Source organism: Shouchella xiaoxiensis (genome assembly GCF_016907895.1).
Taxonomy (GTDB): Bacteria; Bacillota; Bacilli; order Bacillales; family Bacillaceae_D; genus Shouchella; species Shouchella xiaoxiensis.
On record NZ_JAFBCV010000005.1, the window covers coordinates 195,595 to 218,967 of the forward strand.

At 42.4% G+C, this 23,373-nt stretch carries 24 protein-coding genes; 15 read left to right on the forward strand and 9 right to left on the reverse strand.

Features of this window, described 5'->3' with window-relative positions:
• Positions 1–47: 47 nt before the first annotated feature.
• Positions 48–386, reverse strand: a complete 339-nt coding sequence (locus JOC54_RS10135; RefSeq protein WP_035421686.1) for a DUF3147 family protein — start codon at positions 384–386, stop codon at positions 48–50.
• Complete coding sequence (locus JOC54_RS10140) at positions 370–792, reverse strand: MarR family winged helix-turn-helix transcriptional regulator (protein ID WP_035421684.1); 423 nt, start codon at positions 790–792, stop codon at positions 370–372. Before JOC54_RS10140 ends, JOC54_RS10135 begins: the two co-directional genes overlap by 17 nt.
• Positions 793–999: 207 nt before the next feature.
• Between JOC54_RS10140 and JOC54_RS10145 the strand changes: the two genes are divergently transcribed.
• Together JOC54_RS10145 and JOC54_RS10150 are read left to right on the forward strand one after the other, a co-directional pair.
• Entirely contained in the window at positions 1,000–1,230 is a 231-nt protein-coding gene (locus tag JOC54_RS10145; protein ID WP_035421683.1) for a helix-turn-helix domain-containing protein, read from the forward strand.
• On the forward strand, positions 1,211–1,684 hold the full coding sequence (locus JOC54_RS10150) for an NUDIX hydrolase (protein ID WP_239586663.1): 474 nt from the start codon (positions 1,211–1,213) through the stop codon (positions 1,682–1,684). Before JOC54_RS10145 ends, JOC54_RS10150 begins: the two co-directional genes overlap by 20 nt.
• On the opposite strand, the gene JOC54_RS10155 is transcribed toward JOC54_RS10150, so the two are convergent.
• Positions 1,661–2,011 (reverse strand): immunity protein CdiI family protein, encoded by a 351-nt coding sequence (locus JOC54_RS10155; RefSeq protein WP_054794044.1) that lies wholly within the window; start codon positions 2,009–2,011, stop codon positions 1,661–1,663. The two genes, JOC54_RS10150 and JOC54_RS10155, sit on opposite strands and share 24 nt — an antisense overlap.
• Positions 2,012–2,348: 337 nt before the next feature.
• Here JOC54_RS10155 and JOC54_RS10160 point away from each other — a divergent pair, with 337 nt between their 5' ends.
• The 6 genes from JOC54_RS10160 (at position 2,349) to JOC54_RS10185 (ending at position 7,918) form a co-directional block, all read left to right on the forward strand.
• Positions 2,349–3,572, forward strand: coding sequence for a glycosyltransferase family 4 protein (locus JOC54_RS10160; protein WP_204466107.1), 1,224 nt, complete (start codon positions 2,349–2,351; stop codon positions 3,570–3,572).
• A complete protein-coding gene (locus JOC54_RS10165) occupies positions 3,569–4,609 on the forward strand; it encodes a glycosyltransferase family 4 protein (RefSeq protein ID WP_204466109.1) in 1,041 nt (346 codons plus the stop codon). The genes JOC54_RS10160 and JOC54_RS10165 overlap by 4 nt, the downstream gene beginning before the upstream one ends.
• Positions 4,602–5,642 (forward strand): lysylphosphatidylglycerol synthase transmembrane domain-containing protein, encoded by a 1,041-nt coding sequence (locus tag JOC54_RS10170; protein ID WP_204466111.1) that lies wholly within the window; start codon positions 4,602–4,604, stop codon positions 5,640–5,642. Before JOC54_RS10165 ends, JOC54_RS10170 begins: the two co-directional genes overlap by 8 nt.
• A 536-nt stretch (positions 5,643–6,178) precedes the next feature.
• Positions 6,179–6,652 carry a GyrI-like domain-containing protein gene (locus JOC54_RS10175; protein WP_204466113.1) on the forward strand — a complete coding sequence of 158 codons (474 nt, stop codon included), beginning with the start codon at positions 6,179–6,181 and terminating at the stop codon, positions 6,650–6,652.
• A 108-nt stretch (positions 6,653–6,760) separates the two neighbouring features.
• A complete protein-coding gene (locus tag JOC54_RS10180) occupies positions 6,761–6,985 on the forward strand; it encodes a hypothetical protein (protein ID WP_054794037.1) in 225 nt (74 codons plus the stop codon).
• Between the two features lie 69 nt (positions 6,986–7,054).
• Positions 7,055–7,918 (forward strand): aminoglycoside phosphotransferase family protein, encoded by an 864-nt coding sequence (locus JOC54_RS10185; RefSeq protein WP_204466115.1) that lies wholly within the window; start codon positions 7,055–7,057, stop codon positions 7,916–7,918.
• Positions 7,919–7,963: 45 nt separating this feature from the next.
• Here the strand turns inward: JOC54_RS10185 and JOC54_RS10190 are convergent, their stop codons facing one another.
• The gene (locus JOC54_RS10190) at positions 7,964–8,857 is read right to left on the reverse strand and encodes a YitT family protein (RefSeq protein ID WP_204466117.1); all 894 of its coding nucleotides are present in this window, start codon (positions 8,855–8,857) and stop codon (positions 7,964–7,966) included.
• A 506-nt stretch (positions 8,858–9,363) separates the two neighbouring features.
• On the opposite strand from JOC54_RS10190, the gene JOC54_RS10195 reads away from it, so the two are divergent.
• From JOC54_RS10195 to JOC54_RS10210, 4 genes are read left to right on the forward strand one after another with little or no spacing between them, the layout of a single operon-like run.
• On the forward strand, positions 9,364–10,374 hold the full coding sequence (locus JOC54_RS10195) for a sulfate ABC transporter substrate-binding protein (RefSeq protein ID WP_035442075.1): 1,011 nt from the start codon (positions 9,364–9,366) through the stop codon (positions 10,372–10,374).
• 15 nt (positions 10,375–10,389) lie between these two features.
• Positions 10,390–11,217, forward strand: coding sequence for a sulfate ABC transporter permease subunit CysT (cysT, locus tag JOC54_RS10200; RefSeq protein WP_035421669.1), 828 nt, complete (start codon positions 10,390–10,392; stop codon positions 11,215–11,217).
• Positions 11,217–12,026 (forward strand): sulfate ABC transporter permease subunit CysW, encoded by an 810-nt coding sequence (cysW, locus tag JOC54_RS10205; protein WP_204466119.1) that lies wholly within the window; start codon positions 11,217–11,219, stop codon positions 12,024–12,026. The genes cysT and cysW overlap by 1 nt, the downstream gene beginning before the upstream one ends.
• Before the next feature lie 4 nt (positions 12,027–12,030).
• Positions 12,031–13,098 (forward strand): sulfate/molybdate ABC transporter ATP-binding protein, encoded by a 1,068-nt coding sequence (locus JOC54_RS10210; protein ID WP_204466121.1) that lies wholly within the window; start codon positions 12,031–12,033, stop codon positions 13,096–13,098.
• Positions 13,099–13,235: 137 nt separating this feature from the next.
• Here the strand turns inward: JOC54_RS10210 and JOC54_RS10215 are convergent, their stop codons facing one another.
• From JOC54_RS10215 to JOC54_RS10225, 3 genes are all read right to left on the reverse strand, one after another.
• Entirely contained in the window at positions 13,236–14,357 is a 1,122-nt protein-coding gene (locus tag JOC54_RS10215; RefSeq protein WP_204466122.1) for a DNA alkylation repair protein, read from the reverse strand.
• Positions 14,358–14,424: 67 nt separating this feature from the next.
• Positions 14,425–15,261, reverse strand: a complete 837-nt coding sequence (locus JOC54_RS10220) for a phosphotransferase (protein WP_204466123.1) — start codon at positions 15,259–15,261, stop codon at positions 14,425–14,427.
• 117 nt (positions 15,262–15,378) lie between these two features.
• Positions 15,379–16,824, reverse strand: coding sequence for a DHA2 family efflux MFS transporter permease subunit (locus JOC54_RS10225; RefSeq protein ID WP_051992009.1), 1,446 nt, complete (start codon positions 16,822–16,824; stop codon positions 15,379–15,381).
• Between the two features lie 197 nt (positions 16,825–17,021).
• On the opposite strand from JOC54_RS10225, the gene JOC54_RS10230 reads away from it, so the two are divergent.
• A complete protein-coding gene (locus JOC54_RS10230; protein ID WP_204466125.1) occupies positions 17,022–17,891 on the forward strand; it encodes a TetR/AcrR family transcriptional regulator in 870 nt (289 codons plus the stop codon).
• An 83-nt stretch (positions 17,892–17,974) separates the two neighbouring features.
• Here the strand turns inward: JOC54_RS10230 and JOC54_RS10235 are convergent, their stop codons facing one another.
• Together JOC54_RS10235 and JOC54_RS10240 are read right to left on the reverse strand one after the other, a co-directional pair.
• Complete coding sequence (locus JOC54_RS10235; RefSeq protein WP_204466126.1) at positions 17,975–18,748, reverse strand: SDR family NAD(P)-dependent oxidoreductase; 774 nt, start codon at positions 18,746–18,748, stop codon at positions 17,975–17,977.
• A 155-nt stretch (positions 18,749–18,903) separates the two neighbouring features.
• Positions 18,904–21,093 carry a type IA DNA topoisomerase gene (locus tag JOC54_RS10240; RefSeq protein WP_204466127.1) on the reverse strand — a complete coding sequence of 730 codons (2,190 nt, stop codon included), beginning with the start codon at positions 21,091–21,093 and terminating at the stop codon, positions 18,904–18,906.
• Between the two features lie 424 nt (positions 21,094–21,517).
• Between JOC54_RS10240 and JOC54_RS10245 the strand changes: the two genes are divergently transcribed.
• Positions 21,518–22,432: an EamA family transporter gene (locus JOC54_RS10245; protein ID WP_204466129.1), complete on the forward strand. Its 915-nt coding sequence runs from the start codon at positions 21,518–21,520 to the stop codon at positions 22,430–22,432.
• On the forward strand, positions 22,425–23,342 hold the full coding sequence (locus JOC54_RS10250; RefSeq protein ID WP_204466130.1) for an aminoglycoside phosphotransferase family protein: 918 nt from the start codon (positions 22,425–22,427) through the stop codon (positions 23,340–23,342). Before JOC54_RS10245 ends, JOC54_RS10250 begins: the two co-directional genes overlap by 8 nt.
• Positions 23,343–23,373 lie beyond the last annotated feature (31 nt).

Sequence of the window (23,373 nt, forward strand, 5' to 3'; positions counted from 1 at the left end):
CCCTCTTTGTTGCTAGGGTTTGTGTGCATGAACCTTTCTATCCACATTCAATTAATAATCATCAGAAACCATTGTTGAAAAAATAGTACAAGAAACCATCCACATATGCCTAATAACAGAGAAATGATTAGGTGCAATGAGGATTGAAGAGAATAACCAATGATTAGCATCATGACAATTGTTGCTGGTAGACCTTTGACTACGCCGAACACAAACTGCGAGAGTGAGTCTGAAGCAGCACCTCCAAGATGAAGCCATAAGATGCTTAACAACGAGACAAGTGGCAATGCTGCAACAATTCCTCCATAAGTGGGAAAACGACCTGCCAGAGCCGTAATGCAGGCAATAATAACGGCAGATAGGAGGATTTTAACGATTGTGAACATTGGCTGCTTCGTCCTTCAACATTGTCAAAGCAGTTAATACCAGCTGTGTTTGTTCCGGCTTTAGGCTTTGCAAAATGGTCTCAAGTTTAGCTTCATCCAAACTTGTATGTCGATGCAGCGTTAACTTCCCTTCTTCGGTTAGCTCTACTAGCACCTTTCGTTCATCGTCTTTGCTTCTTACCTTTGATATATACCGTTTCTCAATTAGTCTTTTTACATGTTCTGATGCTGTGTTTTGAGATGTGTTAATGGCTTGGGCGATCTCTTTCACACCAACCTCCCTTTCTTTATCAACCGCTTGCAGTACGCGAATCTGTTGGTGCGTCATTTTTTCTTTGTGATCGTAACGTAATGCGTAATAAATATCTGTCCATAGCTCATTGACTTTCTGAATATCGCTACTCATTCTCACCCTCCATTTATATCGTTAGATAAGATATAAATGGATTATACGATATAAATCGCAAATTGAACAGCTAATTTATTGTTCTTTATTGAAAAACAATAAAAGATTCGTTACGCTACTAACAAAGCGTTCTCTTACTACGACCGAGTAGACTTGTTTACAAAACAAGACAACGATAGAGGAAAAATAACTGTCTGAGGTGATAAAGTGCCGATCATTGTTAATCTTGACGTAATGCTCGCCAAACGAAAAATGAGCGTAACGGAATTATCAGAACGAGTAGGAATTACTATGGCTAATCTATCAATTTTAAAAACCAATAAAGCCAAAGCTGTCCGTTTCTCTACATTAGAAGCAATCTGTGCCATTCTCGAGTGTCAGCCGGGCGATTTACTTGAATATAAGGAGGAGAATGAATATGAATATAGCAATAACTAGCAGCGGCATTTCCGTTGTTTTAATAAGAAAGCGTGAGCACGGGAGCGAAGTGCTTTTATTAAAGCGAAGCACATCCGTCTTAAACGGCGAATGGTGCTACATTGGCGGGGGAATTGAAGAAGGGGAAAAAGCGTGGGAAGCGGCATTGCGCGAAGTCGAAGAAGAGACAGGAGTTACAGCGCTTGATTTGTACGTTTCAAATACATTTGATCAATTTTATCGACCGCACCAGAATGACATCTACCTCGCGCCTGTGTTTGTTGGGTTTGTCAAGGAAGATCAGCAGATCGAGTTGAATCATGAACATAGTGACTACAGATGGCTTTCATTTACAGAAGCAAAAAAACGAGTCTGTTTGCCTGGCAACGATGCCGTCCTTTCCTTTATTGAGAAGCATTTCATTAACAAAACCCTAATCCCCTTCTATGTATTACTTCCTAGGCTTCGAACGTGAAGCGTACATTCTGGCCATTGAAGAAGGAATAAATTGAAGGTCATAGCGATTTTTAAGCTCTCCCTTAATAATGGCACTTAGGCGCCTTCCTTCTTGATTGTGGTGGTCCTCTCGCATAACACCATCTGGCAGCAGCTGATCTTTATTCCAATCGATCCAATTCCCGTATTGCTCTGCCCACTGCGCTAACGCTGCTTTTAATTCTCCTGAAAGTGGTAGATCTTCAAGCTCAAGATTACACCCGCATTCCATACACCAGAACGGATCTGCACCGACATCTCCTTCGAGCTTTAAACTCGTTGTATTTCCATCACAAAAACAATCCATTTACTTCTCCCCCTTGCTTGCGTTTATTTCATTGTACACAATTACTCCCAGAAATAAATTTAATCTTTGTGCAAGCAGGCTTTATCCCCTTTTTGTTGAATACATATCCGTTCCAGAAATCATCGGGCACCGCTGCTTTTTTCTCAGTCTCGAGACCTAGTTACTCTTCCACCCGCAGAGTGGTTTCTTAGGTTCTGATTTATGCTATTTTTGAATAGAACGGATTATAAACTTTTTCTAAAGAAATGAGCGATTTGCGTTTTTCTTTTAAGAAAAGTCGTATAATTCATTATTGGCATAGCTTTACTTTTTATTGAAAAGGAATGGGGCGGAAAACTTGAACATAGGCATTTTTACGGACACCTATTTCCCACAAATTAGTGGGGTAGCAGCTTCAATTGCAACACTTGATAAAGAGCTGACTGCTTTAGGTCATAACGTCTATATCTTTACATCGACAGATGAGGCGGCGAACAAAGCGAATGAAGTTGGAAAAGTATTTCGTTTACCAAGCTTCAAATCAATGTTTGTTCCTGAACGACGATTAGCTTACAGCGGCGTCCGAACGGCATCTCAATTGGTGCGGAAACTTCAAATCGATGTGGTTCACACGCATACCGAATTTTCAATGGGCTGCCTTGGAAAATATTTAGCGAAGAAACATAAACTACCTTTTATACACACTTACCATACAATGTATGAAGATTATGTCCATTATGTAGCGCGCGGAAAACTGCTCACGCCTTATATGGTTGGAAAATTGACAAAATGGTTTTGCAGAGGAGCAGATCTCGTCATTGCTCCGACTGAAAAAGTGAAAAAGACATTAAAACGGTATGGCGTAGTCGCTCAAATTTCTGTTGTTCCAACGGGTATCTCTTTGAAACAATTCAAGCGAACGAACCAAACAACACAGAAAACCAATGCATTAAGAGAAAAACTTGGTTTCACTGTTAACGATCGAATCATTGTCTCTATTGGAAGAATGGCAGAAGAAAAAAACATGCAGGCTCTGGTTCATGCAGTGAAGCAAAGCCAAGCAATCAAAAAGCCATTTCAACTTGTGCTTGTGGGCGATGGACCAGAACGTAAAAAACTGGAAACCTTGACTCATTCACTTGGCGTAACAGATTTTGTTCATTTTGTCGGCGCAGTTGATTGGAAACAGATTCAATACTACTATCAGCTCAGCAAGGTATTTGTAAGTGCTTCAACCACTGAAGCGCAAGGCTTAACCTATATTGAAGCAATGGCTTCTGGCTGTGCGGTCGTAGCAAAAGCCGATCCGAGCATTGAATCGATTGTTCAGCACGAAGAAACTGGATTCGTGTTTGAGAAGGACGAAGATCTTGCGGATGTGCTCCAGTCAATCTGGGCTAACCCAGACTTGCTCGCTCGCATACAAGAAAATGGAAACCGCCATGTTAAGCCATTATCAGCGGAAACATTCGGTCGTAAGCTCGAACGCGTTTATTTTGTCCAACTTCGAAATCAACAGTATTCTGAACGCTATGAACGTAAACAATCGTCGCTATTTTACCGGATGCGGAGGTCTTCATGATTAAATTAACGATGCTTTCTTCAGCAGAAAAAGTCAAAGGCCAAGGGGTTGCCTCGGCTTATCGTGAGCTGGTTAACTTGCTCCATTCACAAACACAACAAACGTATGATATGGCGATTAACAACTACCGACGTACTGATATTACGCACTACCATACGGTTGATTTTCCTTTCTACTTAACAACTTTCTTTAAGCGGACGGGCGTAAAAGTTGGCTATGTTCATTTCTTACCTGAAACGGTCGACGAAAGCCTTCAGCTTCCTAAACTGTTTCGAACGATTTTCTATCGCTATCTGGTCTCCTTTTATAAACGAATGGATCATTTAGTCGTTGTGAATCCTTCCTTCATTCCTAAGCTAGTCGCTCTTGGGTTGGACAAAGATCGCATTCACTACATTCCTAATTTCGTCTCTAAAGACACGTTCGCAAAGGGCAGCGATCAAGACCGACATGCATTACGAGCAGAATTAGGAATACCAGCAGACGCCTTTGTAATCATTGGTGCTGGTCAGATTCAACATCGAAAAGGCGTGCTTGATTTTATAGAGGTAGCCAAAGCTCGACCGGAGGTTCATTTTGTCTGGGCAGGCGGTTTCTCGTTTGGACGAATCACTGCGGGTTATGCTGAACTAAAGCGGGTTGTGGAGAATCCACCAGCCAATGTCCATTTTCCTGGCATAGTGGAACGGTCAGAGATGAGTCGCTATTACAATGCAGCCGATTTGTTTTTTTCGCCCTCTTACAATGAGTTGTTTCCCATGACCATTTTAGAAGCAATGAGCTGTGAAAAGCCTTTGCTGTTACGCGACCTGGATTTATATGAAGATATTCTCTTTCACTATTATCAAAAGGCATCATCAAATGACGGTTTTCTTACCGTGATTGATCGCTTGCTGAAGGATACTACTTTTTACAAAAAAGCCGTTAGCCAAGCTCAGCAAGGTGCTTATTTTTATTCAGAAGAACGGTTAACGGACATCTGGAATGGCTTTTACCAACAAATGGCTTCGAATAAGCAGGCACCTTCCTATGGATAAAAAATCAATCTGGCAGCTCGTTCTCGTATTTGCGATTGGGGCTGCTTCCATTTGGTATTTTTCTCGTTCAATCAACTTTAATCTGTTGTGGAACGGCCTGAAACAAGCAGACATGAGCTGGCTATTTCTCGCTTTTATTGTTGTTTTTCTTACTTGGGTATTTGAAGCGCTGGCGCTACTAGCACTAACAACGAAGGAAAACGAGCGACTTCCTTTTAAAACGATTTTCTATACAACGATGATCGGCCAGCTTTTTAATCAAATTACGCCATTGGCCACAGGTGGACAACCTGCACAACTCTATGTACTTGTTAAACGAGGCGTCCATGCAGGACGAGCTACGTCCATTCTCGTCATTAAATTTCTCATGTTTCAAGTTGTCTTAGTTGCTTCGTTTTCAGTCATCTTGCTGTTCGCCTATTCTTCTCTTGCTGAGGCATTGCCGAATATGCATTATTTGATTTTGATTGGCTATGTCATTCATGCGAGCATTATCGTTGGGCTTTTACTCGTTGTGCTTCACCAGCGCTTGGCATCGTTTTTAGCACGTACGTTGCTCAAACCTGTGTCTCTGTTTAGTAAGGCAAAAGCACAGGACTGGCGCTCAAAACTTGATGGGTCCTTACACCGATACCATGAGCAAAGCCGAGTCATTATGCGAAATAAAACGAGGCTGTTGCTCGCATCTTTACTTACGTGTGCACAGCTCCTCTTCTTTTTCAGTTTGCCCTTTTTTATTTTCCAAGCGTTTCACGTTGAGTCAATATCGCTGTTTATCAGTACGTCTTATCATGCCTTCATCATGATGTTCGCGTCCGTTGTCCCGACGCCAGGCGGCAGCGGTGCAGCGGAGTTTACATTCAATGGCTTGTTTCGCCCCTATATGAGCGCAGAACAGCTTGTACTGTCTCTTCTTTTTTGGCGCGTGATCACGGCCTATTTAGCTGTCTTCATTGGCGTGTTTTTAACAGGACTCAGCGCCCGAAAAAAGAGAAGTTGGAAACAACAAATCATTAGTAACCGGGATCTTTAATACTTACTTGCTCTTGTCCTTACACGGATGAGGGCATTTTACTATAAAGAAGAGCTTGAAAGCAGGGCTTTAACGGGAGAAAGTTTCGCATAAAAAATACCCTGGTATCTCCAGAGCATCTTTGTAAGGGGGAGGACAAATGATTCGTATTACGCTAAAAACATCTTAACGTTAGACCATTTCGTTACAGTTAGTGTAACACGATCTATATTGCTTTTCTATTGGGATAGTTCGAACAGTTCTTTCAATTCTTGCTATCAATATTCCTTTGATCCGTTGTTTGCAAATGGTTAACTTTACAATTTTGCAGATAGAAAAATTAAAAAAGCTTTGATGTTCATAAAACAAGGCATTCAATTGCTGTTTTTCACGCCATTCCTGCTTTTTTGAGGTTGGGAAACATCTTAATTCACTCTGAGTAAGCGTCAACATTCGTTTTCAATGTGCAGCTTTTATCAATCTTAAAGAAGGAAACAAGTAAAAGATGCCGAATCATATACATAGTACATAGTCTAGTTGAATGGAGGTGCGCTTTTATGAGCTACGAGATCCTATCAATGCCTGGTTATCGAGCAATGGGCATAAAAACAGAAGTCATGTATGACAACATCTCTGGCTTAGAAGAAGGTATGCACTCAATTAAGGAGCGAGTAAAAGAGTTTGACTATATTCAAGATGCGACGACCCATTTAGCCCTTTCTTATCATCTCCACCCAAATGGCTTTGTCCACTATTCGGCTTTTAAAGTTTATCCAGAACAACCATTATTAAAAGGAATGGTTGATATGCTAGTTCCTGCACTCACCTACATGAAAGCAACTCTTTCAGTTAACGATAATGTGTATGAAGTCTATCAATCTCTTGAAAATTATCTCTTAAAATCGCCTATAAACCATACACAGATGCCCGGACTACCTACTATGACACGCTTCCGATTAAACATGAACATTATCCTCTTCAAGCAGAGTATCAACAGTATGAGATTTGGATCCCAATTCAGAAACGTGTAGGTGCAAAGAAAACCAGTCATCTCAATGTAATTAAAAATTAAACAGGATGTTTGCCAAACGAACAAAAAAGGTACACACTAGTAACAGAAAGACTACGAGGTGATAATTATGGAACAAGCCATCGAGTATGATCTCTTCAATCAGCAATTTTTACACGCTTTAAAAACAATGGCGACTGAACAACCAAGTGAAGATCAAGAAATGGCAGCTTCCGTTTTACACTTGCTAAAACAACAACCTGGCGCCATTCATTTAATTGATCGCGACTACAAAGAAGCAACAATGATGGAGTTTGCCCAAATAACAAACCAAACAACGAATCGAACAAAATAGAATGAACATCCCATCTAAAGTGAAGCTGTTCAGCTTCACTTTTTTGCACTAATCAAGGAGGAAACAAAATTGGATATTAATCAAGGACTCGTCCAGAAGTTAATTGACGAACAATTCCCAGAATGGAGTCATCTACCAATCAAGCCAGTGCAATATAGCGGACATGATAACCGCACCTACCATCTTGGCGACGAGATGGCCGTCCGCTTACCGAGTCATCCGGCCTATGAGCCTCAAGTCCAGAAAGAAGCAAAATGGCTTCCTTACCTTGCCCAGCATCTATCTCTACCAATTACTGAACCCCTTGTAAAGGGGCACCCTAGTCCGCTTTTCCCACTTGATTGGTCGATAAATAAATGGGTCAAGGGCGCAACCTTATTTCATTCAGAGGTACATAAACAAACGATTGCCCGTGAATTAGCATCTTTTTTATCCGAACTGTATGAGATTGATGCACGAGAGGGACCTCCTGCCGGCACTCATAATTTTTACCGTGGTGGTAATTTGAGCGTCTATCATGAAGAGACTCAAGCTGCCCTCCGTAAATTGAAACAAGACGTTCATGTTGATACGTGTCATGAGATTTGGGAGCAAGCACGCTCAAGTCATTGGAATAAATCCCCTGTCTGGATTCATGGTGATGTTGCACCGGGAAATTTAATTGCTTCAGACGGTCATTTAGTCGGTGTGATTGATTTTGGAACAATGGGTGTGGGAGATCCAGCATCCGATCTGACCATTGCCTGGACCTATTTCAATAAGGATTCAAGGCAGATTTTCAAGAATGCCTTGCAGCTTGATGAGGACACATGGGACCGTGCTCGTGGCTGGGCGCTCTGGAAAGCGCTCATTACGTTTCATGATGACAATAACACCGTCAAACAGTTTGCACGATCAACGTATCAAGCACTGCTTTCAGACGATAAATTGTAAAAGACAGCCACGCTTTTTAAGCGTGGCTGTCTTTTTGCTCGAGGGTTATTCTTTTTTTGCCTGCTTCTTATAATAGTGCTTTTCTTTCTTCTCGTTTCTAAAGGTTTTCTGTGTTGGATAATGAGCCGTCGCGAAAGAGCCTCCACTCACGTCTTTTACTGTATGAACAACGGTAAATGCTTGCTCATCGACTTCTTTAATCAGCTTTTTTAAGTAAAACAACTGCTGTTTTGAAACAGCGACATAAACCAGTGTTTCTGCCTCGCCCTGCTCATTGGCATCTCCTCTTAACGTTGTCGTGTGTGCCCCCAGATTGTGACGAATTGAAGCAGAAATCCGTTCATTTTCCTCAGAAAAGATATGCACAATCTTCTTAGATTCAAACCCTTCAAGAACATAGTCGGTCACTCGTTTTCCAATAAAGAGAGCAACAACCGTGTACATCGTATAAAGAGGGCCAATCACAAAAATACCTGCACCAACAATGAGCGCATCGAGAACAAAATTCGTCCCAGTTAATTCCCAGCCAAACTTATAATTAAGCATTCTTGCAATTGTAGAAGAACCACCGGTCGTACTTCCTGACCTAAAGATAAAGCCAAACCCGATGCCTGTAAAAACTCCGGTGAAGAGAGCTGCCAACAATTGATCACCAAACGCATTTACGCGACCCTCAAGCAAGTAAAGAAAAAAGGAAAAGAGCGGGATCGTAACAATCGATTTCAAAATCATGCTTCTCGGTAAATAGCGGTAACCGATTAGCAAGGTTATCCCGTTTGCGATTAGCGTAACAACTGCCGGTGAGAAACCATAAGCAAAATAAAGCAACAATGCAAGACCTGGAATCCCACCTTCTGCCAGCGAATTCGGCATGGCAAAAACGGCAACAGAAAAAGCAAAAAAGAACGTTCCAATTACCATATACACATAGTGTCTCATTCAGCACTGCCTTTCGAATCAGGGTAAGCATAGACTCCATTCCCTTTTTAGCAAAACTGAAATCTTTTATTTAATGAACAGTAAAAAACAATGAAGCCAGCTGTGGCTACATTGTTTTTTTCATTTCTTTAAGCTGAACAGCGTTTTTTGCCGGATGACGTAATAAAATTACCGCTACGACACCATACAAGGTTAGTAAGCTAACGACTAAAATCATCACATTCATCTCCTCACGTTTTAACTACATACGTTGGATGTCTTCTCATCATATGCGTCTTCTTTAAAGAAGAGATAAAAGAATGATTAAGATAATATAAAGGTTAAAGTTGTACGTAAAACACCTCGAAAAATTGTTCTATTCTTCAATAAAAAACTTATTGACAGATCGGAATTATAAGAATAATATAGTGAAAACATTATATGCTGAACTAACGGCGTGTTCATGTTTACTTAAATCCCGACTATTTTCATCTGATTACATAATATTATAAAGGAGGAGTTTTCTTTTGAAAAAATTAGCCTTACCTCTTACCTTATCAATCTTTGCTCTTGTTTCTTGTCAATCTGAGTCTTCTAGTGGAGATGGAGGTGTGATTGAACTACTAAATGTCTCCTATGACCCAACTCGTGAACTATACGCAGATGTCGATGATGCTTTTATTGACTACTGGCAAGAGCAAACGGGTGATACCGTGAAGATTAGCGTTTCTCACGGAGGGTCGGGTAGTCAGGCTCGCTCGGTTTTAGACGGACTTGAAGCAGATGTCGTTACGCTTGCGCTTGCCTATGACATTGACGTTTTGCAGGAACGAGAACTGCTTGATGCCGACTGGCAATCTCAGTTTCCAGAACAATCTGCACCTTATACTTCAACGATTAATTTTCTTGTACGCAAAGGAAATCCAAAAGATATACAAGATTGGGATGATCTTATCCGCGAAGATGTTGAAGTCGTTACACCAAACCCAAAAACATCTGGCGGAGCACGTTGGAATTACTTAGCTGCTTGGGGATATGCAGAGGAAACGTTCGGTTCAGAAGATGAAGCCCAAACATTCGTCCATGATATTTACCAAAACGTTGCGGTGCTTGATTCTGGAGCTCGTGGTGCGACAACATCGTTTGTTGAACGAGGAATAGGTGACGTTCTACTTGCTTGGGAGAACGAAGCGATTCTTGCAGCCAATGAATTAGGAGAAGATGAGTTTGATATTGTCACACCGTCGATGTCCATTTTAACGGAGCCTCCTGTTGCTATCGTCGATAAAGTTGTTGATCGCAAAGGCACACGTGAAGTCGCTGAAGGCTATTTAGAATTTCTCTATACAGAGGAAGCACAGCGCTTAATTGCCGATCATCACTACCGCCCGAGAGATCAGGATATTTTAGCAGAGTATAGCGATACGTTCCCTGAAGTTGAGCTGTTCACAATTAATGAAAAATTCGGCTCTTGGCAAGAAGCACAGGAAAAGCATTTTTCCGATGGAGGGATTTTTGATGCCATTTATCAACCTTAACGAGCGGAGTCACGTATGAAGCGTGTTTTACCAGGATTCGGCATTAGTTTAGGGTTTACTCTGCTGTACCTAAGCTTTATCGTCTTAATCCCACTAGCCGCTCTGCTTGTTTTTACTGTCGATAATGGCTGGGAAACGTTTTGGAACGCACTGAATGACCCCCGTGTATTCGCAGCATTTCGGTTAAGCTTCACCGCATCTTTTATTGCAGCACTTATTAACGGGATCTTTGGCTTATTGATTGCTTGGGTTCTTGTCCGCTATTCCTTTCCTGGTAAACGGATTATGGATGGGATGATTGACCTTCCCTTCGCACTCCCGACAGCTGTAGCAGGAATTGCTTTAACCAGTTTATATACAGAGTCCGGCTGGATTGGCTCTTTGCTTGCACCGCTCGGAATCCAAGTCGCATTCACCCCTCTTGGCGTAACGATTGCGCTGACCTTTATTGGACTTCCTTTCGTGGTGCGGATGGTTGAGCCTGTTTTAAAAACAATACAGCAAGAACAGGAAGAAGCTTCAGCCTTGCTCGGGGCTTCTTCCTTCCAAACGTTTCGTAAAATCATCTTTCCTGTTCTTGCCCCAGCCTTACTTACGGGAATGACGCTTGCATTTGCGCGGGCGCTAGGTGAATATGGTTCCGTTGTTTTTATCGCAGGAAATATGCCAATGCGCACCGAAATCGTCCCGCTATTGATTATGACCAAGCTGGAACAGTTTGATTACGGTGGCGCAACAGCCATTGCCCTTGTCATGCTTATCCTCTCTTTTGCGCTTTTGCTGCTCGTTAACGCGTTCCAGTGGGTGTTGATGCGGAAACTCGGGCAAAGGAGGATCACATAATGAAAACTAAAAAAACGTGGATGCAATATGGACTCATTACAATCGCTTGCTTGTTTTTAACAGCCTTTCTGTTTCTACCTTTGGTTGTTATCTTCGCAGGTGCCTTTAACCAAGGATTGAATGTATTTGTAGCAGCGATAACCGAACCTGATGCCTTATCGGCAATTCAACTCACTCTGCTCGTTGTTGTTATTACCGTGCCGCTGCATACATTATTTGGATTAATGGCTGCTTGGGCCTTAACGAAATTTCGCTTTAGAGGAAGACAGCTTCTCATTACGCTAATTGATATTCCATTCGCTGTTTCTCCAGTCATTGCTGGGCTCTTGTTTATTTTGCTCTATGGCGTGTATGGGTTCTTCGGGGAATGGCTTGTTGCAAATGGCTACCAAATTATTTTTGCTCTGCCAGGAATCGTTTTAGCAACCATGTTCGTGACGCTTCCGTTTGTCGTCCGTGAACTCATTCCTTTAATGGAAGCACAAGGATCTGAAGCAGAAGAAGCGTCGATTACCCTCGGTGCAAACGGCTGGCAAACGTTTTTAAAAGTTACGCTACCGTCAATCAAATGGGGACTGCTTTACGGAGTTATTCTTTGTACAGCTCGAACGATTGGTGAGTTTGGCGCCGTATCTGTTGTATCGGGAAAAATTCGCGGAATGACCAACACCATGCCTTTACATGTGGAGATTCTATACAATGAATATCAATTTACAGCCTCCTTTGCGATTGCCGCCCTCATGTCTTTATTTGCTATAACAACGATTCTGATTAAGCAGCTTGTTGAATCAAAGCAACGAAAGGAGTAGCACATTGACGATAGTAATGAAAAAAATCGAAAAATCATTTGGAAAAACACAAGTACTAAGGGAAGTTGATTTACAAGTCGAACAAGGCGAATTGCTTGCTTTACTCGGTCCGTCGGGCTCAGGAAAAACGACGTTACTACGAATGATTGCCGGACTTGAATCTGCCGATGCCGGCAAGATGACGATTAAAGGTAAGGACGTTACAAATACATCGCCAAAAGAGCGTAAGGTGGGTTTTGTGTTTCAACACTATGCGCTGTTCGCTCATATGACCGTTGCCGCCAACATTGCCTACGGCTTGAAAGTAAAAAAACGTAAGGACCGCCCTTCAAAAGAAGAGATCGAAACGATGGTTAACGATTTACTCACACTCGTCAAACTTGACGGTCTTGCAAATCGCTTCCCAGCTGAACTATCAGGTGGACAGCGTCAACGGGTCGCACTTGCACGAGCACTGGCTATTAAACCAGATGTTTTATTACTGGATGAACCATTTGGAGCCCTTGATGCACAAGTGCGCAAGGAGCTCCGGCGCTGGTTGCGAACGTTGCACAAACAAACGGGCATTACAACCGTTTTCGTTACTCATGACCAAGAAGAAGCGCTTGACGTTGCTGACAAAATTGTTGTGATGCGTGATGGACAGATTGAACAGGTCGGCTCACCTATTACAGTATACGAAGACCCTCAAACACCTTTTGTCTATCAGTTCCTCGGCAATGCTAACCGCTTTAACGGGCGCTCAAATGAAGGATCAATACAAGTAGGAAACGCTAAGTGGGAAACCGCTTCCGCTTTTGATAATGAGGATGTCGTCGGCTTTGCCCGCCCGCATGAATTTGTTGTCTCAAAGTCCTATCAGGGTAATGCCGATTTAGAAGTGGTCGTTCAGTCCATTCATCCCGTTGGTCCCATCATTTTTATTGAAGCGACTCAACCTGGTTCTAACGACATTATCGATATTCAGCAGCCAAAAAAAGTCTGGTCTGCACTTAATTTGAATGAAGGTGATACAATGTATATTCGCCCTGAAAAGATCGGCATTTTTCAAGTAGATGATTATGTGATCTAAACTGTGGAAAAAGAGCGAACTTTTTTGCTATTATCCACAGAACACCAAACTATACACATGGTTTACGCACATACTCACATTTAAGATGCAGCTTCCCCTGCGCCAAATTATCGTTATCCACAGAAAAACGAGCTACTCTATAAGGAGTGGCTCGTTTCATTTGTTAATTCAATACTTGTTTCCGCAATAGAAACCCCGTTTACAATTAAGGAGATCTGGTGCATACCAGGGTAATGGGTGCGCGTCGATAAATTAGCCCAATGAATTGTACGAGAACGGTTTATTCGTTCTGGCTTAGAAAAATGATGATCAACAAGTAGAAATTTTTTTCGTGATTGCTTGCCATTGGCTTTTATGTAATCTACAGCGTATTCAACCCTGATCCTTTTATCGGTTTGTTCATTAATCGTCAGCCCCCAGCTCAGCGTTGTTGATTCACCAATTGAGATGACGCTCGGCTCTATTGCCAACTCCCCATTTGTAATTAGCTGTTTCTCTTCAACTACATTCGCATACCCAAACAACGCATATGCTTCTGGCTTCTCCATCCTTAATAAGCCGCGGCAGCCGTGTCGGATAATCCAGTCCGTATGAGCATGCTGATTTTTCCAGTCTTTAGCCGTTTCTAGTACGAGCATTGGGTGGTCTTTTGAAATATCATTTAAGTTATTGGCAACGCTCTTCCTTACATACAAAGACGAATCTTGCTTTAAGAGTTCAAGCACGTCGAGAACCGGTATTGGGTCTTGTTTAAAAAGAACGAGCGCCTGTCCCCACGGTAGGCGTGGTCGGCAGCCTTCACTTGCCAGCCTACGCACATGCTCATTGTCAGATACAGCCCACTCCTTCATCTGCGCCATCATCCGCTCGGGCTGACTCAGGATAAACGGTCTTACAGCAAATTCAGCCGATGAACCTTGCGTAAAATATTCTAGTCCCTTCATGGAGAGATCCCAATCTGACTCCTCTTGTCCGTACACCTCAATAAAGTCTGGAAACACAACAAACAAGCCTTTTTGCGCTTCATTCCCAAGCGTCAGTAATACGTCAAGCGCCTTTGGGTAGTCAGTAGGCAAGTGCTCACCTAAAGCAACCGTGATTTTACGCATACGCTGTTTTAGCGATAATCCATCCCAGCTTGAATCAAAAATCGTACTTAGAAAAGAGTCTATTTCAAAAGGAGCGTAAACGAGTTTTACTTTTTCAGCAAATTGTTGAAGAACGTGTGGATTGTACATTTCTTTTAAAGGCTCTGCCATGTGCTTCACTTCCTCTTCCACTGATATTTCTGTAAGTATACCATGAAAATAGAAAGTACGTTCCCCTCTAAGTTTCAAGCTTTCTCAATGTGCGCTGGACCACTTGTTTCCATCGGTTGATTGCCTCTTCTTTCTTAATTTGAGCGTGAAGATGCATGCCGTTTTTCATTTCGCGTAAACCAACGATGAGAGCATCTCGATACAGTTCCTTTTCCTCCCAAAAAGTTGTAAGTTCAGCGAATGTATCTATCTGCTCAATAGGTTCTCCAGCGAATAAAATAAAAACGACAGGATCAAATGATGCCGGTCTTACACCTGCCCATTCCCAGTCGAGAAAAGCGTAGTGGTTGTCGCCCTGAATGATATTCATCGGCAAGAGGTCACCATGGCTTAAGCTCATGCGGCAATCCCGATGTAGCGTTCCTCTTAACTGCTCTAGTTTCTTTAGATCTTCATCTGGTAGCAGAGAGCGAAGCTGCTTTAAGTAGCTATCTAGTTTTTCGTCACGGTTGTAGCTAGACATCCAACTAGAGGGGATTGGCCATTTTGCTACTTCGTTTATTTGTGCTAGTAGTTTCGCTTTATTAATCTGTTCACCAATCATAAATGCATCTCTTTTTTGAGCTAACGTATAGCCCTGAATGCGCCCTAAAACAAGGATTGCCTGCGTTGAATCAACATGGCTATACAACAATACAGGTATATTCTCTTTTCCATTAAACTGCTTGTAGACGTTTATTTCATGCACAATTGAAGTGAAAAAAACACTTCCATCATTGCTAGCTATTTTTACAAAATAAGCTTCATTCATCCACGTTACCCTTTGCTCTATTTGGAGTACTTGAACAAGCTCTTCTATTACAGTTTTCCTAAAGAATTGCTCCAGTTCTATCGGTACATTCAACGAGGATTCCTCCTTAAACGATCGTAAACTAAATCTACCATATTCCTTCCTTAGTAAAAAGCGACACCTTACGAACAAAAACAGCCTCCACCAAATCATTTGGCAGAGGCTTTTGCTTTATCCTTCTTCTTCAATTTTACGAACCGCTTCAATACTTGTATCCACCCGTTTCACAAAGAATGCTAAAACAAGAGCAATCAGATTCATGGCAAGTGAAACGTAGAAAGCAAATTGAATTCCGCTAAGGAGTGACTGCTGCATAACGGCTGCTGACGTCGCTTCCGTAATCGTTGCTGGATCGACTCCTGCAAGCAAGTTCGCAGCTTCTGTACTCGCCACACTGTTCATAATCGTTACAAGAATGGCTGTTCCAATTGAACCGGATACTTGCTGAGCTGTGTTGTTAATCGCGGTTCCATGTGGATTTAATCGCGTCGGTAACTGGTTTAAGCCGTTTGTCATAATGGGCATCATAACCAGCGCCATCCCTAGCATCCGTAAACTATAGATAAAGACAATTGTCATATAAGGAGTATCTAACTGCAAATTAGCGAGCATATACGTTGATACTGCTGTGATAACCAATCCAATCACAGCAATCGCCCTTGGTCCAAATTTATCAAACAAGCGTCCCGTTATCGGCGACATCACGCCCATGATAATCGCTCCCGGTAGCATTAATAAACCAGAATCGAGCGGAGAAATTCCCCGAACACTCTGCACATACGCAGGCGTCAAAATCATTCCAGAGAACATCGCAACGGCATTCACCATCGCGATAATGGAGGCGAGGGCAAACATCGGATGCTTGTAAGCTCGCAAATCGAGTAACGGTTCACTCATTTTTAATTGTCGTATGATGAAGGCAACAAGCGAAATTGTCCCGACAATCAACGTCGTCAATACCCATGTATCTGTCCAGCCATCAGCACTGGCCGAACTGAAGCCGTATAATAAACCACCAAACCCTAGACTTGAAAGCACAACCGATAAGTAGTCGAGATTCGCTTCTTTGTTTTGTGGCATGACATTTTGAAGTTTCCAGATTGATAATACAAGACTGATAATGGCAAGAGGCAGAATCATTTCAAATAAAAGGCGCCAATCATAGTTTTGAACGATGTAGCCAGATAAGGTCGGTCCAATCGCTGGGGCGGTTATCATAACAAGACCAAAGATCCCCATTGCTGTACCACGCTGCGCTCGTGGAAAACTTACGAGCATCACGTTCATTAATAGCGGTCCCATTACGGACGAGCCAACCGCTTGCACCATACGCCCGGTTAATAGGATTGCGAAGTTCGGCGCAAATGCGGCGACCGCAGTCCCTAATGTAAAAACAGCCATCGCTGTTATATACAAACTTCGGTTCGTAAAGCGTGTTAACAAGTAGGCAGAGGCAGGAATTAATATCCCACTGACGAGCATATATCCTGTAGCTAACCATTGAACGGTAGAATAATCGTCAATGCCTAAATCGACCATAATACTTGGTAAAGCTACATTTAGTAAAGAATTGTTTAAAAATGCAACAAATGCACCAACAAATAAGATCCCAATCATCAGATAGGGAGGTTTTTTGGTTTCAATATTCGGTTCCACGTACCCTCACCCTTTTCAGGAAGTTACTATCACTTCGTAATAATATACTCACCGTCTACTTTAGTCAATATATTGAACTCACAGTATAATTCCATTGTATTTTGCCATTAATAAATTTATACTTACCTCACCAACACCCTTTTAGGAGGCTCTTATGGATGAATGAAAGAAAAAAACAGATTGCCGATGCTGCTTTAGCACTCTTTCAAGAAAAGGGAATTGAGCATACGTCGGTGCAAGACATATTGGTAGCCGCAACGATTTCAAAAGGCACATTTTATAATCACTTCTCATCTAAAAATGACTGTGTTGCCGAGATTTTAGAAAACCTGCGCGAAGAAGCGGGACAACGACGCATTGCGGCCCAGATTGGCAAAGATAAACAAGATCGCGCTATTTTTGTTGAACAAATATCAATCCTGATCGAATTACAAGAAGAACGCCGTTTGTATCGATTGTTTGAAGCCATTCTTCACTCACATGAAGCAGACTTAAAAAAACTTGTTTTACAGCATCGCATCCATGATATTGAGTGGCTCACTACGAGACTAACCGAGGTAAAAGGTGACAACGTCCGGCCATACGCGTTTGAAGCTGCTGTGTTATTCACAGGAATGCTCCAGCATATTCTGTTTGTTAACCGCTACACAAACAATCAGTACAACCTGAAGCATATTATTGATGTGCTGTTAGGTTATTTAGAACTCATCCTTCCCACAATGAATCAGGAGAATACAATGCTGCTCAACAAAGAAGCGATTAATCAATTCAGAGCACAGGTTGATAAAAAAACCGTTACCTATTCGGACATTACTTCAAGCCTAGAGCCTTTTCAAAACGCGCAATTATCACAGGAGCAACAAGATCTCGTCGATGCCATTACAAATGAACTGCAACAAGACCGTCTGCGAAAAGTGGTTTTGCTATCCTTGATCAAACCTTTTCGTTCATCATTTAGTAAAACGCCACTTGAAGCCGATGCAAAAACGCTCGCTAATTTAGTTTGGTTTTATATCCATTCACAATAACAAAAAGGGATGCTCAGTTAATCTGCATCCCTTTTCCTCTTATTCCTATACACTAACTCCCTAAAAACAATCATTCTAACAGATTATACCGAAGTCGCTGCCTGACCACCATCAATTCGGTGATAAGAGCCGGAGATAAAGGAAGTTTTGTCAGAAGCAAGAAAAGCAATCAAATCCGCAATTTCCTCCGCCCTAGCATAGCGATTCATCGGAACCGAAGCTTCAAATGCGACTTTCGCATCCCCCTCTTTACCAGGCATTGAGTTCGTCTCGATTGAGCGCATCATCTGAGTGTCTACGCCCGATGGACAAACAGCAACTGAACGGATATTGTGCTCCGCACCTTCTAGCGCCGCTGTTTTGTTGTAGGCAGTCACAGCATGTTTTGAAGCCACATACGCACTCATACCGGGTGCTCCAAGCAAGCCTCCATTGGAAGCAAGGTTGACAATGACGCCGCTTTTCTTCTCAATCATCGTTTTCATCACGTACTTTAAGCCAAGAAACACTCCGACAACATTTACATTAAAGACGTTTTGTACATTCTCAACCGTTTGCTCCGTAATGTTTGCGAAGGCTCCATTAATGCCTGCATTGTTAACAAACACATCAACCTTGCCATATTTTTCAACAGTCGCAGCAACATAACGCTCAACTTCTTCTTCTTTCGTTACGTTCGCTTCAAGTAATAGGGCATCATTAAGATTAGCTTCCTTCGCTGCTTTACTCAATGCGTCTTTGTTTAAATCAACAAGCGCAAGCTTAGCTCCTTCTGCTGCGAAGGCTTTTGCAGTAGCGATCCCAATGCCTCCAGCGCCTCCCGTAATCAAGACAACTTTATCTGAAAACAAATCCATTTTCCATTTCTCCTTTCATTGCATTTTCATCGTTACGATGCCCCAAAAAATCTTTTTTATTAAGACGGTTAGGAGAACATCGAACACATGTAAAAGGCGAAGGGTTCATTTAAGATGAACCCTTCGCCTTATTATCCCTATTCGCTATTCTTACCTTAGCCAGTTGGATTTTGCTTAACTGGACGTCGCTTTGCTTTTCGTTTAACAGGTGCTTTTTGATTAAAATCAAATTCAATCTTGCCATCTTTTAAAATTAGAGCGGCACTAAATGATTTGCCCGCTTTGCTTTTAAACCCTTTTAGGACACCGGACTTCCCACTTGTTAAAAGTTTCTTTGCAGTTGCTTCACTTAGTTTTTTGCGCGCAAGCGTTTTTGGCAATACAAACTTACAGTTCTTTGCCGAATAACCTGAACAACCATAAACTCTGCCTTTATTAATGACCGCTTCTCCACATAAAGGACAGTTTCCAATCCCGCTTCCGCTAGGTGCACCTTCACTCGGGGTGTTTAGCTCGATTGAACCTAAGCTTTTTGGCGCTTCGGTTAATAGATTTTGTACAAACGCATGAATGTTAGCAATGAACGTATCAGCTTGCTTCTCGCCTTGGCCCACTTTTTTCAAGAAAAGCTCCCACTGCGCCGTCATGTCCGCTTTGCTTAACAAATTGCCCTGGACGGCTTGGCAGAGAATCATCCCTTTCTCCGTAACGCGAACTCTATTTTTTTCAACTACGATATAGTCGCGGTTTTTCAGCGTCTCGATAATATTTGCCCGCGTCGCACCTGTACCGATTCCCGTTACCTCATTTAAGATTGCTTGCTCTTCCTCTCCTTCAACAAACTTTCCAGCCGTTTTCATTAAGGGAATGAGCTGACCTTCCGTATAGAGAGAAGGCGGTTTGGTTTGGTCTTCTTTTGATTTCACTTCCGCAATGACGTCCTCCCCTTGCGTGAGCGGGGGAAGCAATTGTTCTTCATCCTTCGTTTTAGCGCTTGTGTTTTTCCCTGCAAAAAGGACTTTCCAGCCTTTCTCCAGCTCAACTTTTCCCGTTGCATGAAATGGAAGTCCCTTTACATCGACGTGCACGTTCGTTTCTTCATACTTATAGGTTGGAGCAAACATCGCCAGCGTTGTTAACAGCACTTCATTGTAAATGTTGCGCTCGTCTTGCCGTAAGCTAGCAAGCTTAGCTGGTGTTGGGATCGTTTTCGTTGGAACAATCGCGTAATGCTCCTGTACTTTTGCATCATCAACATAGCGTTTGCGCGGATAGAGAAAAGCTGGCTCAAATGCGTGATTAGCCACTTGTTGATACTTGCTCAATTTCGCTTTTAAATAAGCAAACTCCGCGTTCGTAATATGGTTTGATTCGGTTCTTGGATAGGATAAAAGCTTGCGCTCGTACAGCTTTTGCATCAAACTGAGCACTTTTGATGGACTGTATTTCCACTTTCGGTTCGCGCTCGCCTGTAACGTCGCCAGGCTATGCAAAGGGGGCGATGGCATTTCTTTGTTTTTCTTATCTACTTTTGCAATCTGCGCGTCATTCGTTTTCTCAATTCCGTGCTTTGCAACTAACTGAGCTAGCTCTTCTTTCGTTTTCAAGCGTTTTTTATAGGCTGCCGTAAATGTCCCATGTTGCGCTTTCACTTTAGCCGAAAGTTCAAAATAGGGTTCAGGCTTAAACTGCTCGATTTCTTTTTGACGCAAATAAATTAAATAAAGCGTCGGCGTTTGCACGCGTCCAACCGAGAACGTATCATGAATGCCCTTCCCTCGCAGCAATAATGAATAGAGTGGACTGGCGTTCATCCCTACCAACCAGTCGGCTACTTGCCGTGCTTTCGCTTCGTCGTACATCCGTTCAAACTTTTCCCCTTGCTGTAAATGGAGAAAGCCCTCTCTCACAACGTCCGTTTCCTGTGAATTAATCCAGAGCCGTCTAATGGGAACTGTATCTCGCACTCCGGCATGCTTAATAATTGAGCGGGCAATATTCTCCCCTTCTCGGTCCGGGTCGGTGGCAATGATAATATCGTCTGCTCGCAAAAGCCAGTGCTTTACAATCGTAAACTGTTCGCGCTTACTCGGAGGAACTTGAAACTCCACGGCATGAGGCAAAATGGGCAACCCCGCCAAGCTCCAGCGTTCCCACTCTTTTTTATAATGACCCGGCAAACAAAGCTCGACCAAATGGCCAATCCCCCAAGTCATAATCGCTTCTCCCGAAAAGAAGCGAGAATCATTTATCGTCATATACCCTTTTTTCTTCGCTGTCTGTGCAAAAACCGACGCATAGCTCCGTGCTTGATCGGGTTTCTCCGCTAAGATAACCGTTGTCACTGCTCATTCCTCCTACTTCCTGTCCTGTCGCCTGTGACCAAATCTACTGGTAGTCTATTATACAGGAAACAAATTAGGAGAGACAGGTTGAAAGGGCTCAGATACCTGTTTCATTTATTGAATCTTGCTTTAATCAAACGTTTAATTAAGTGATTCTCTCCGTGCTTGCTGTATTTTTGTTAATACATTTTTGGCGTATTGGTAGTATGCGAGATGAGGAAGTTTCTTTGTAGCTTCGACAGATACCTGAGCCTGTTTTATTTACAACCAATTGCCAAACGCCCCCTTCTCCTGTACAATCGAGAACGAAGAATATAGCTTGTAACGTAAAATCTATTTGTGGATCTTTTCAGAGCCTTGCTCTTTTTCCGCCACGCCGACCTAGGGTCGGTGTGGCTTTTTTTATGTAGAAAGGAGATTAACTATGAAAGCAACTTGGTTGTATTCACTTGCCGTGCTTATAGGCGGTGCGTGTTTCGGTATCTTATCGACATTTGTTAAATTAGGATACGCTGCTGGAGCAAGCTTGACGCACATCGTCTTATCACAGTTTGTTATCGGTCTTGTTATCCTTGGAGGAATGCTTGTTTTTACAAAACGAACATCTTTGTCCCTCGCTATGATTGGCAAACTGCTTGCCTGCGGAATTCCAACAGCGATTACAGGTGTATTTTACTATCATTCCTTGCAAACACTGGATGCCTCACTCGCAGTTATTTTCTTGTTTCAGTTTGTTTGGATTGGCTCCCTTTATGAGTTTCTTTTTACGAGAAAACGAGTAACGCCGCGAAGATTTTTTTCGATCATCATTTTAATAATTGGGTCGATCTTTGCCGCAGGTGTCTTGCAAACTTCAGTTCAATTTGACTGGATTGGCGCAGGTTGGGCATTGTTAAGTGCTTTTTGTTCTGCCTTATTTATGTATTTAACCAGTGTCGTAGGGACAGATGTCCCTGTTGTACAAAAAAGCTTTATCATTTCAATTGGCGGGCTGGCGACATCGGTCCTTGTCTTCATCCCTACACTCGGCTCCCTCCAATTCAGCGGACTTGAGCCATCGTTTATTTGGATTGCCTTATTGCTTGGTTTTTTTGGTATCGTTCTTCCTCCGCTAATGTTTTCTATCGGTATGCCGAAAATTGGGTCTGGTCTCGGAGCCATTCTGTCAACAGCCGAATTACCTGTTGCCCTTTTCTTCTCGATCCTTTTGCTCCAGGAAACGGTTCTTCCGCTGCAGTGGTTTGGTGTTATGATTATCTTTGCTGGTATATTTTATGGAAATGTGACACGAAGGTCGACAAGGAAAGATGAACTGAACTGGAGGGAAAACGATGGATGAATTGCAGCAGATCGCTTTTGTTGAAGAAGGCGATCAGATTACGAAGCTAGACGGGGGTCATTCGGCCGATCAAAAATACAAACTGACTAAACAAGATCAACAAAGCTATCTTGTCCGTATTTTTCAGCTGAAAGACCTAGATAAGAAACAAGCTGAGTTTGCTTTACTAACTCAATTACAAAATTTACAGGTGAAAGCGCCATTGCCGATCGATATTGGCTCCATTCCTACATTACAGCTTGGTTATTCCATTGTATCTTTTATTGAAGGGGAATCTGGTGAGAAGGCGGTTAAAAAGCTTTCTCCAACAGAACAACTGCAACTAGGACGAGAAGCTGGTCATGAACTACTGCAAATGCATGAACTGCGCCCGCCCACGACCATGCCTAGTTGGTATGAACAAAAGTATGCTAAGCATCAGCGCTACCTTGATGAATATGGCAATGGTTCTACTCATATAGATGATGCTGATTTGATCTCACAATATATTGAATCACAAGCACACTTAATGATTGGTCGTCCAACTATGTTTCAGCATGATGATTACCATTTAAACAATATCATCGTAAAAAATGGTCATGTTGCTGGTGTAATTGATTTTGAACGATTTGATTGGGGCGATCCCGTACATGAATTTCTCAAAATTGGCTTGTTTACCCGGCACCTTTCGACGTCATTCTCGACCGGTCTCATTCAAGGGTACCACCTGAACCAAGATCCTGATGAACAGTTCTGGAAATTATACGGACTTTATACTGCCATGGCCATTTTTTCTTCAATTGTCTGGACAGCAAAAGTGATGCCCGCTGAGATGGACTCCATGCTTAAGCGAATTTCAACAGTTCTGCAGGACCATCATCGGTTTGAACGACTCGTTCCAATCTGGTACAAGGGAAATTCACCTGATTAGGAACACCTCAAACACGATGTATAAACAGACT

Excerpts from the sequence above, each read along its gene's own strand:
- JOC54_RS10135 (WP_035421686.1), bottom strand. The coding sequence starts at position 386 with ATGTTCACAATCGTTAAAATCCTCCTATCTGCCGTTATTATTGCCTGC.
- JOC54_RS10140 (WP_035421684.1), bottom strand. The coding sequence starts at position 792 with ATGAGTAGCGATATTCAGAAAGTCAATGAGCTATGGACAGATATTTAT.
- JOC54_RS10150 (WP_239586663.1), top strand. The coding sequence starts at position 1,211 with ATGAATATAGCAATAACTAGCAGCGGCATTTCCGTTGTTTTAATAAGA.
- JOC54_RS10155 (WP_054794044.1), bottom strand. The coding sequence starts at position 2,011 with ATGGATTGTTTTTGTGATGGAAATACAACGAGTTTAAAGCTCGAAGGA.
- JOC54_RS10165 (WP_204466109.1), top strand. The coding sequence starts at position 3,569 with ATGATTAAATTAACGATGCTTTCTTCAGCAGAAAAAGTCAAAGGCCAA.
- JOC54_RS10170 (WP_204466111.1), top strand. The coding sequence starts at position 4,602 with ATGGATAAAAAATCAATCTGGCAGCTCGTTCTCGTATTTGCGATTGGG.
- JOC54_RS10175 (WP_204466113.1), top strand. The coding sequence starts at position 6,179 with ATGAGCTACGAGATCCTATCAATGCCTGGTTATCGAGCAATGGGCATA.
- JOC54_RS10180 (WP_054794037.1), top strand. The coding sequence starts at position 6,761 with ATGGAACAAGCCATCGAGTATGATCTCTTCAATCAGCAATTTTTACAC.
- JOC54_RS10190 (WP_204466117.1), bottom strand. The coding sequence starts at position 8,857 with ATGAGACACTATGTGTATATGGTAATTGGAACGTTCTTTTTTGCTTTT.
- cysT (WP_035421669.1), top strand. The coding sequence starts at position 10,390 with ATGAAGCGTGTTTTACCAGGATTCGGCATTAGTTTAGGGTTTACTCTG.
- cysW (WP_204466119.1), top strand. The coding sequence starts at position 11,217 with ATGAAAACTAAAAAAACGTGGATGCAATATGGACTCATTACAATCGCT.
- JOC54_RS10215 (WP_204466122.1), bottom strand. The coding sequence starts at position 14,357 with ATGGCAGAGCCTTTAAAAGAAATGTACAATCCACACGTTCTTCAACAA.
- JOC54_RS10225 (WP_051992009.1), bottom strand. The coding sequence starts at position 16,824 with ATGATTGGGATCTTATTTGTTGGTGCATTTGTTGCATTTTTAAACAAT.
- JOC54_RS10230 (WP_204466125.1), top strand. The coding sequence starts at position 17,022 with ATGAATGAAAGAAAAAAACAGATTGCCGATGCTGCTTTAGCACTCTTT.
- JOC54_RS10235 (WP_204466126.1), bottom strand. The coding sequence starts at position 18,748 with ATGGATTTGTTTTCAGATAAAGTTGTCTTGATTACGGGAGGCGCTGGA.
- JOC54_RS10245 (WP_204466129.1), top strand. The coding sequence starts at position 21,518 with ATGAAAGCAACTTGGTTGTATTCACTTGCCGTGCTTATAGGCGGTGCG.
- JOC54_RS10250 (WP_204466130.1), top strand. The coding sequence starts at position 22,425 with ATGGATGAATTGCAGCAGATCGCTTTTGTTGAAGAAGGCGATCAGATT.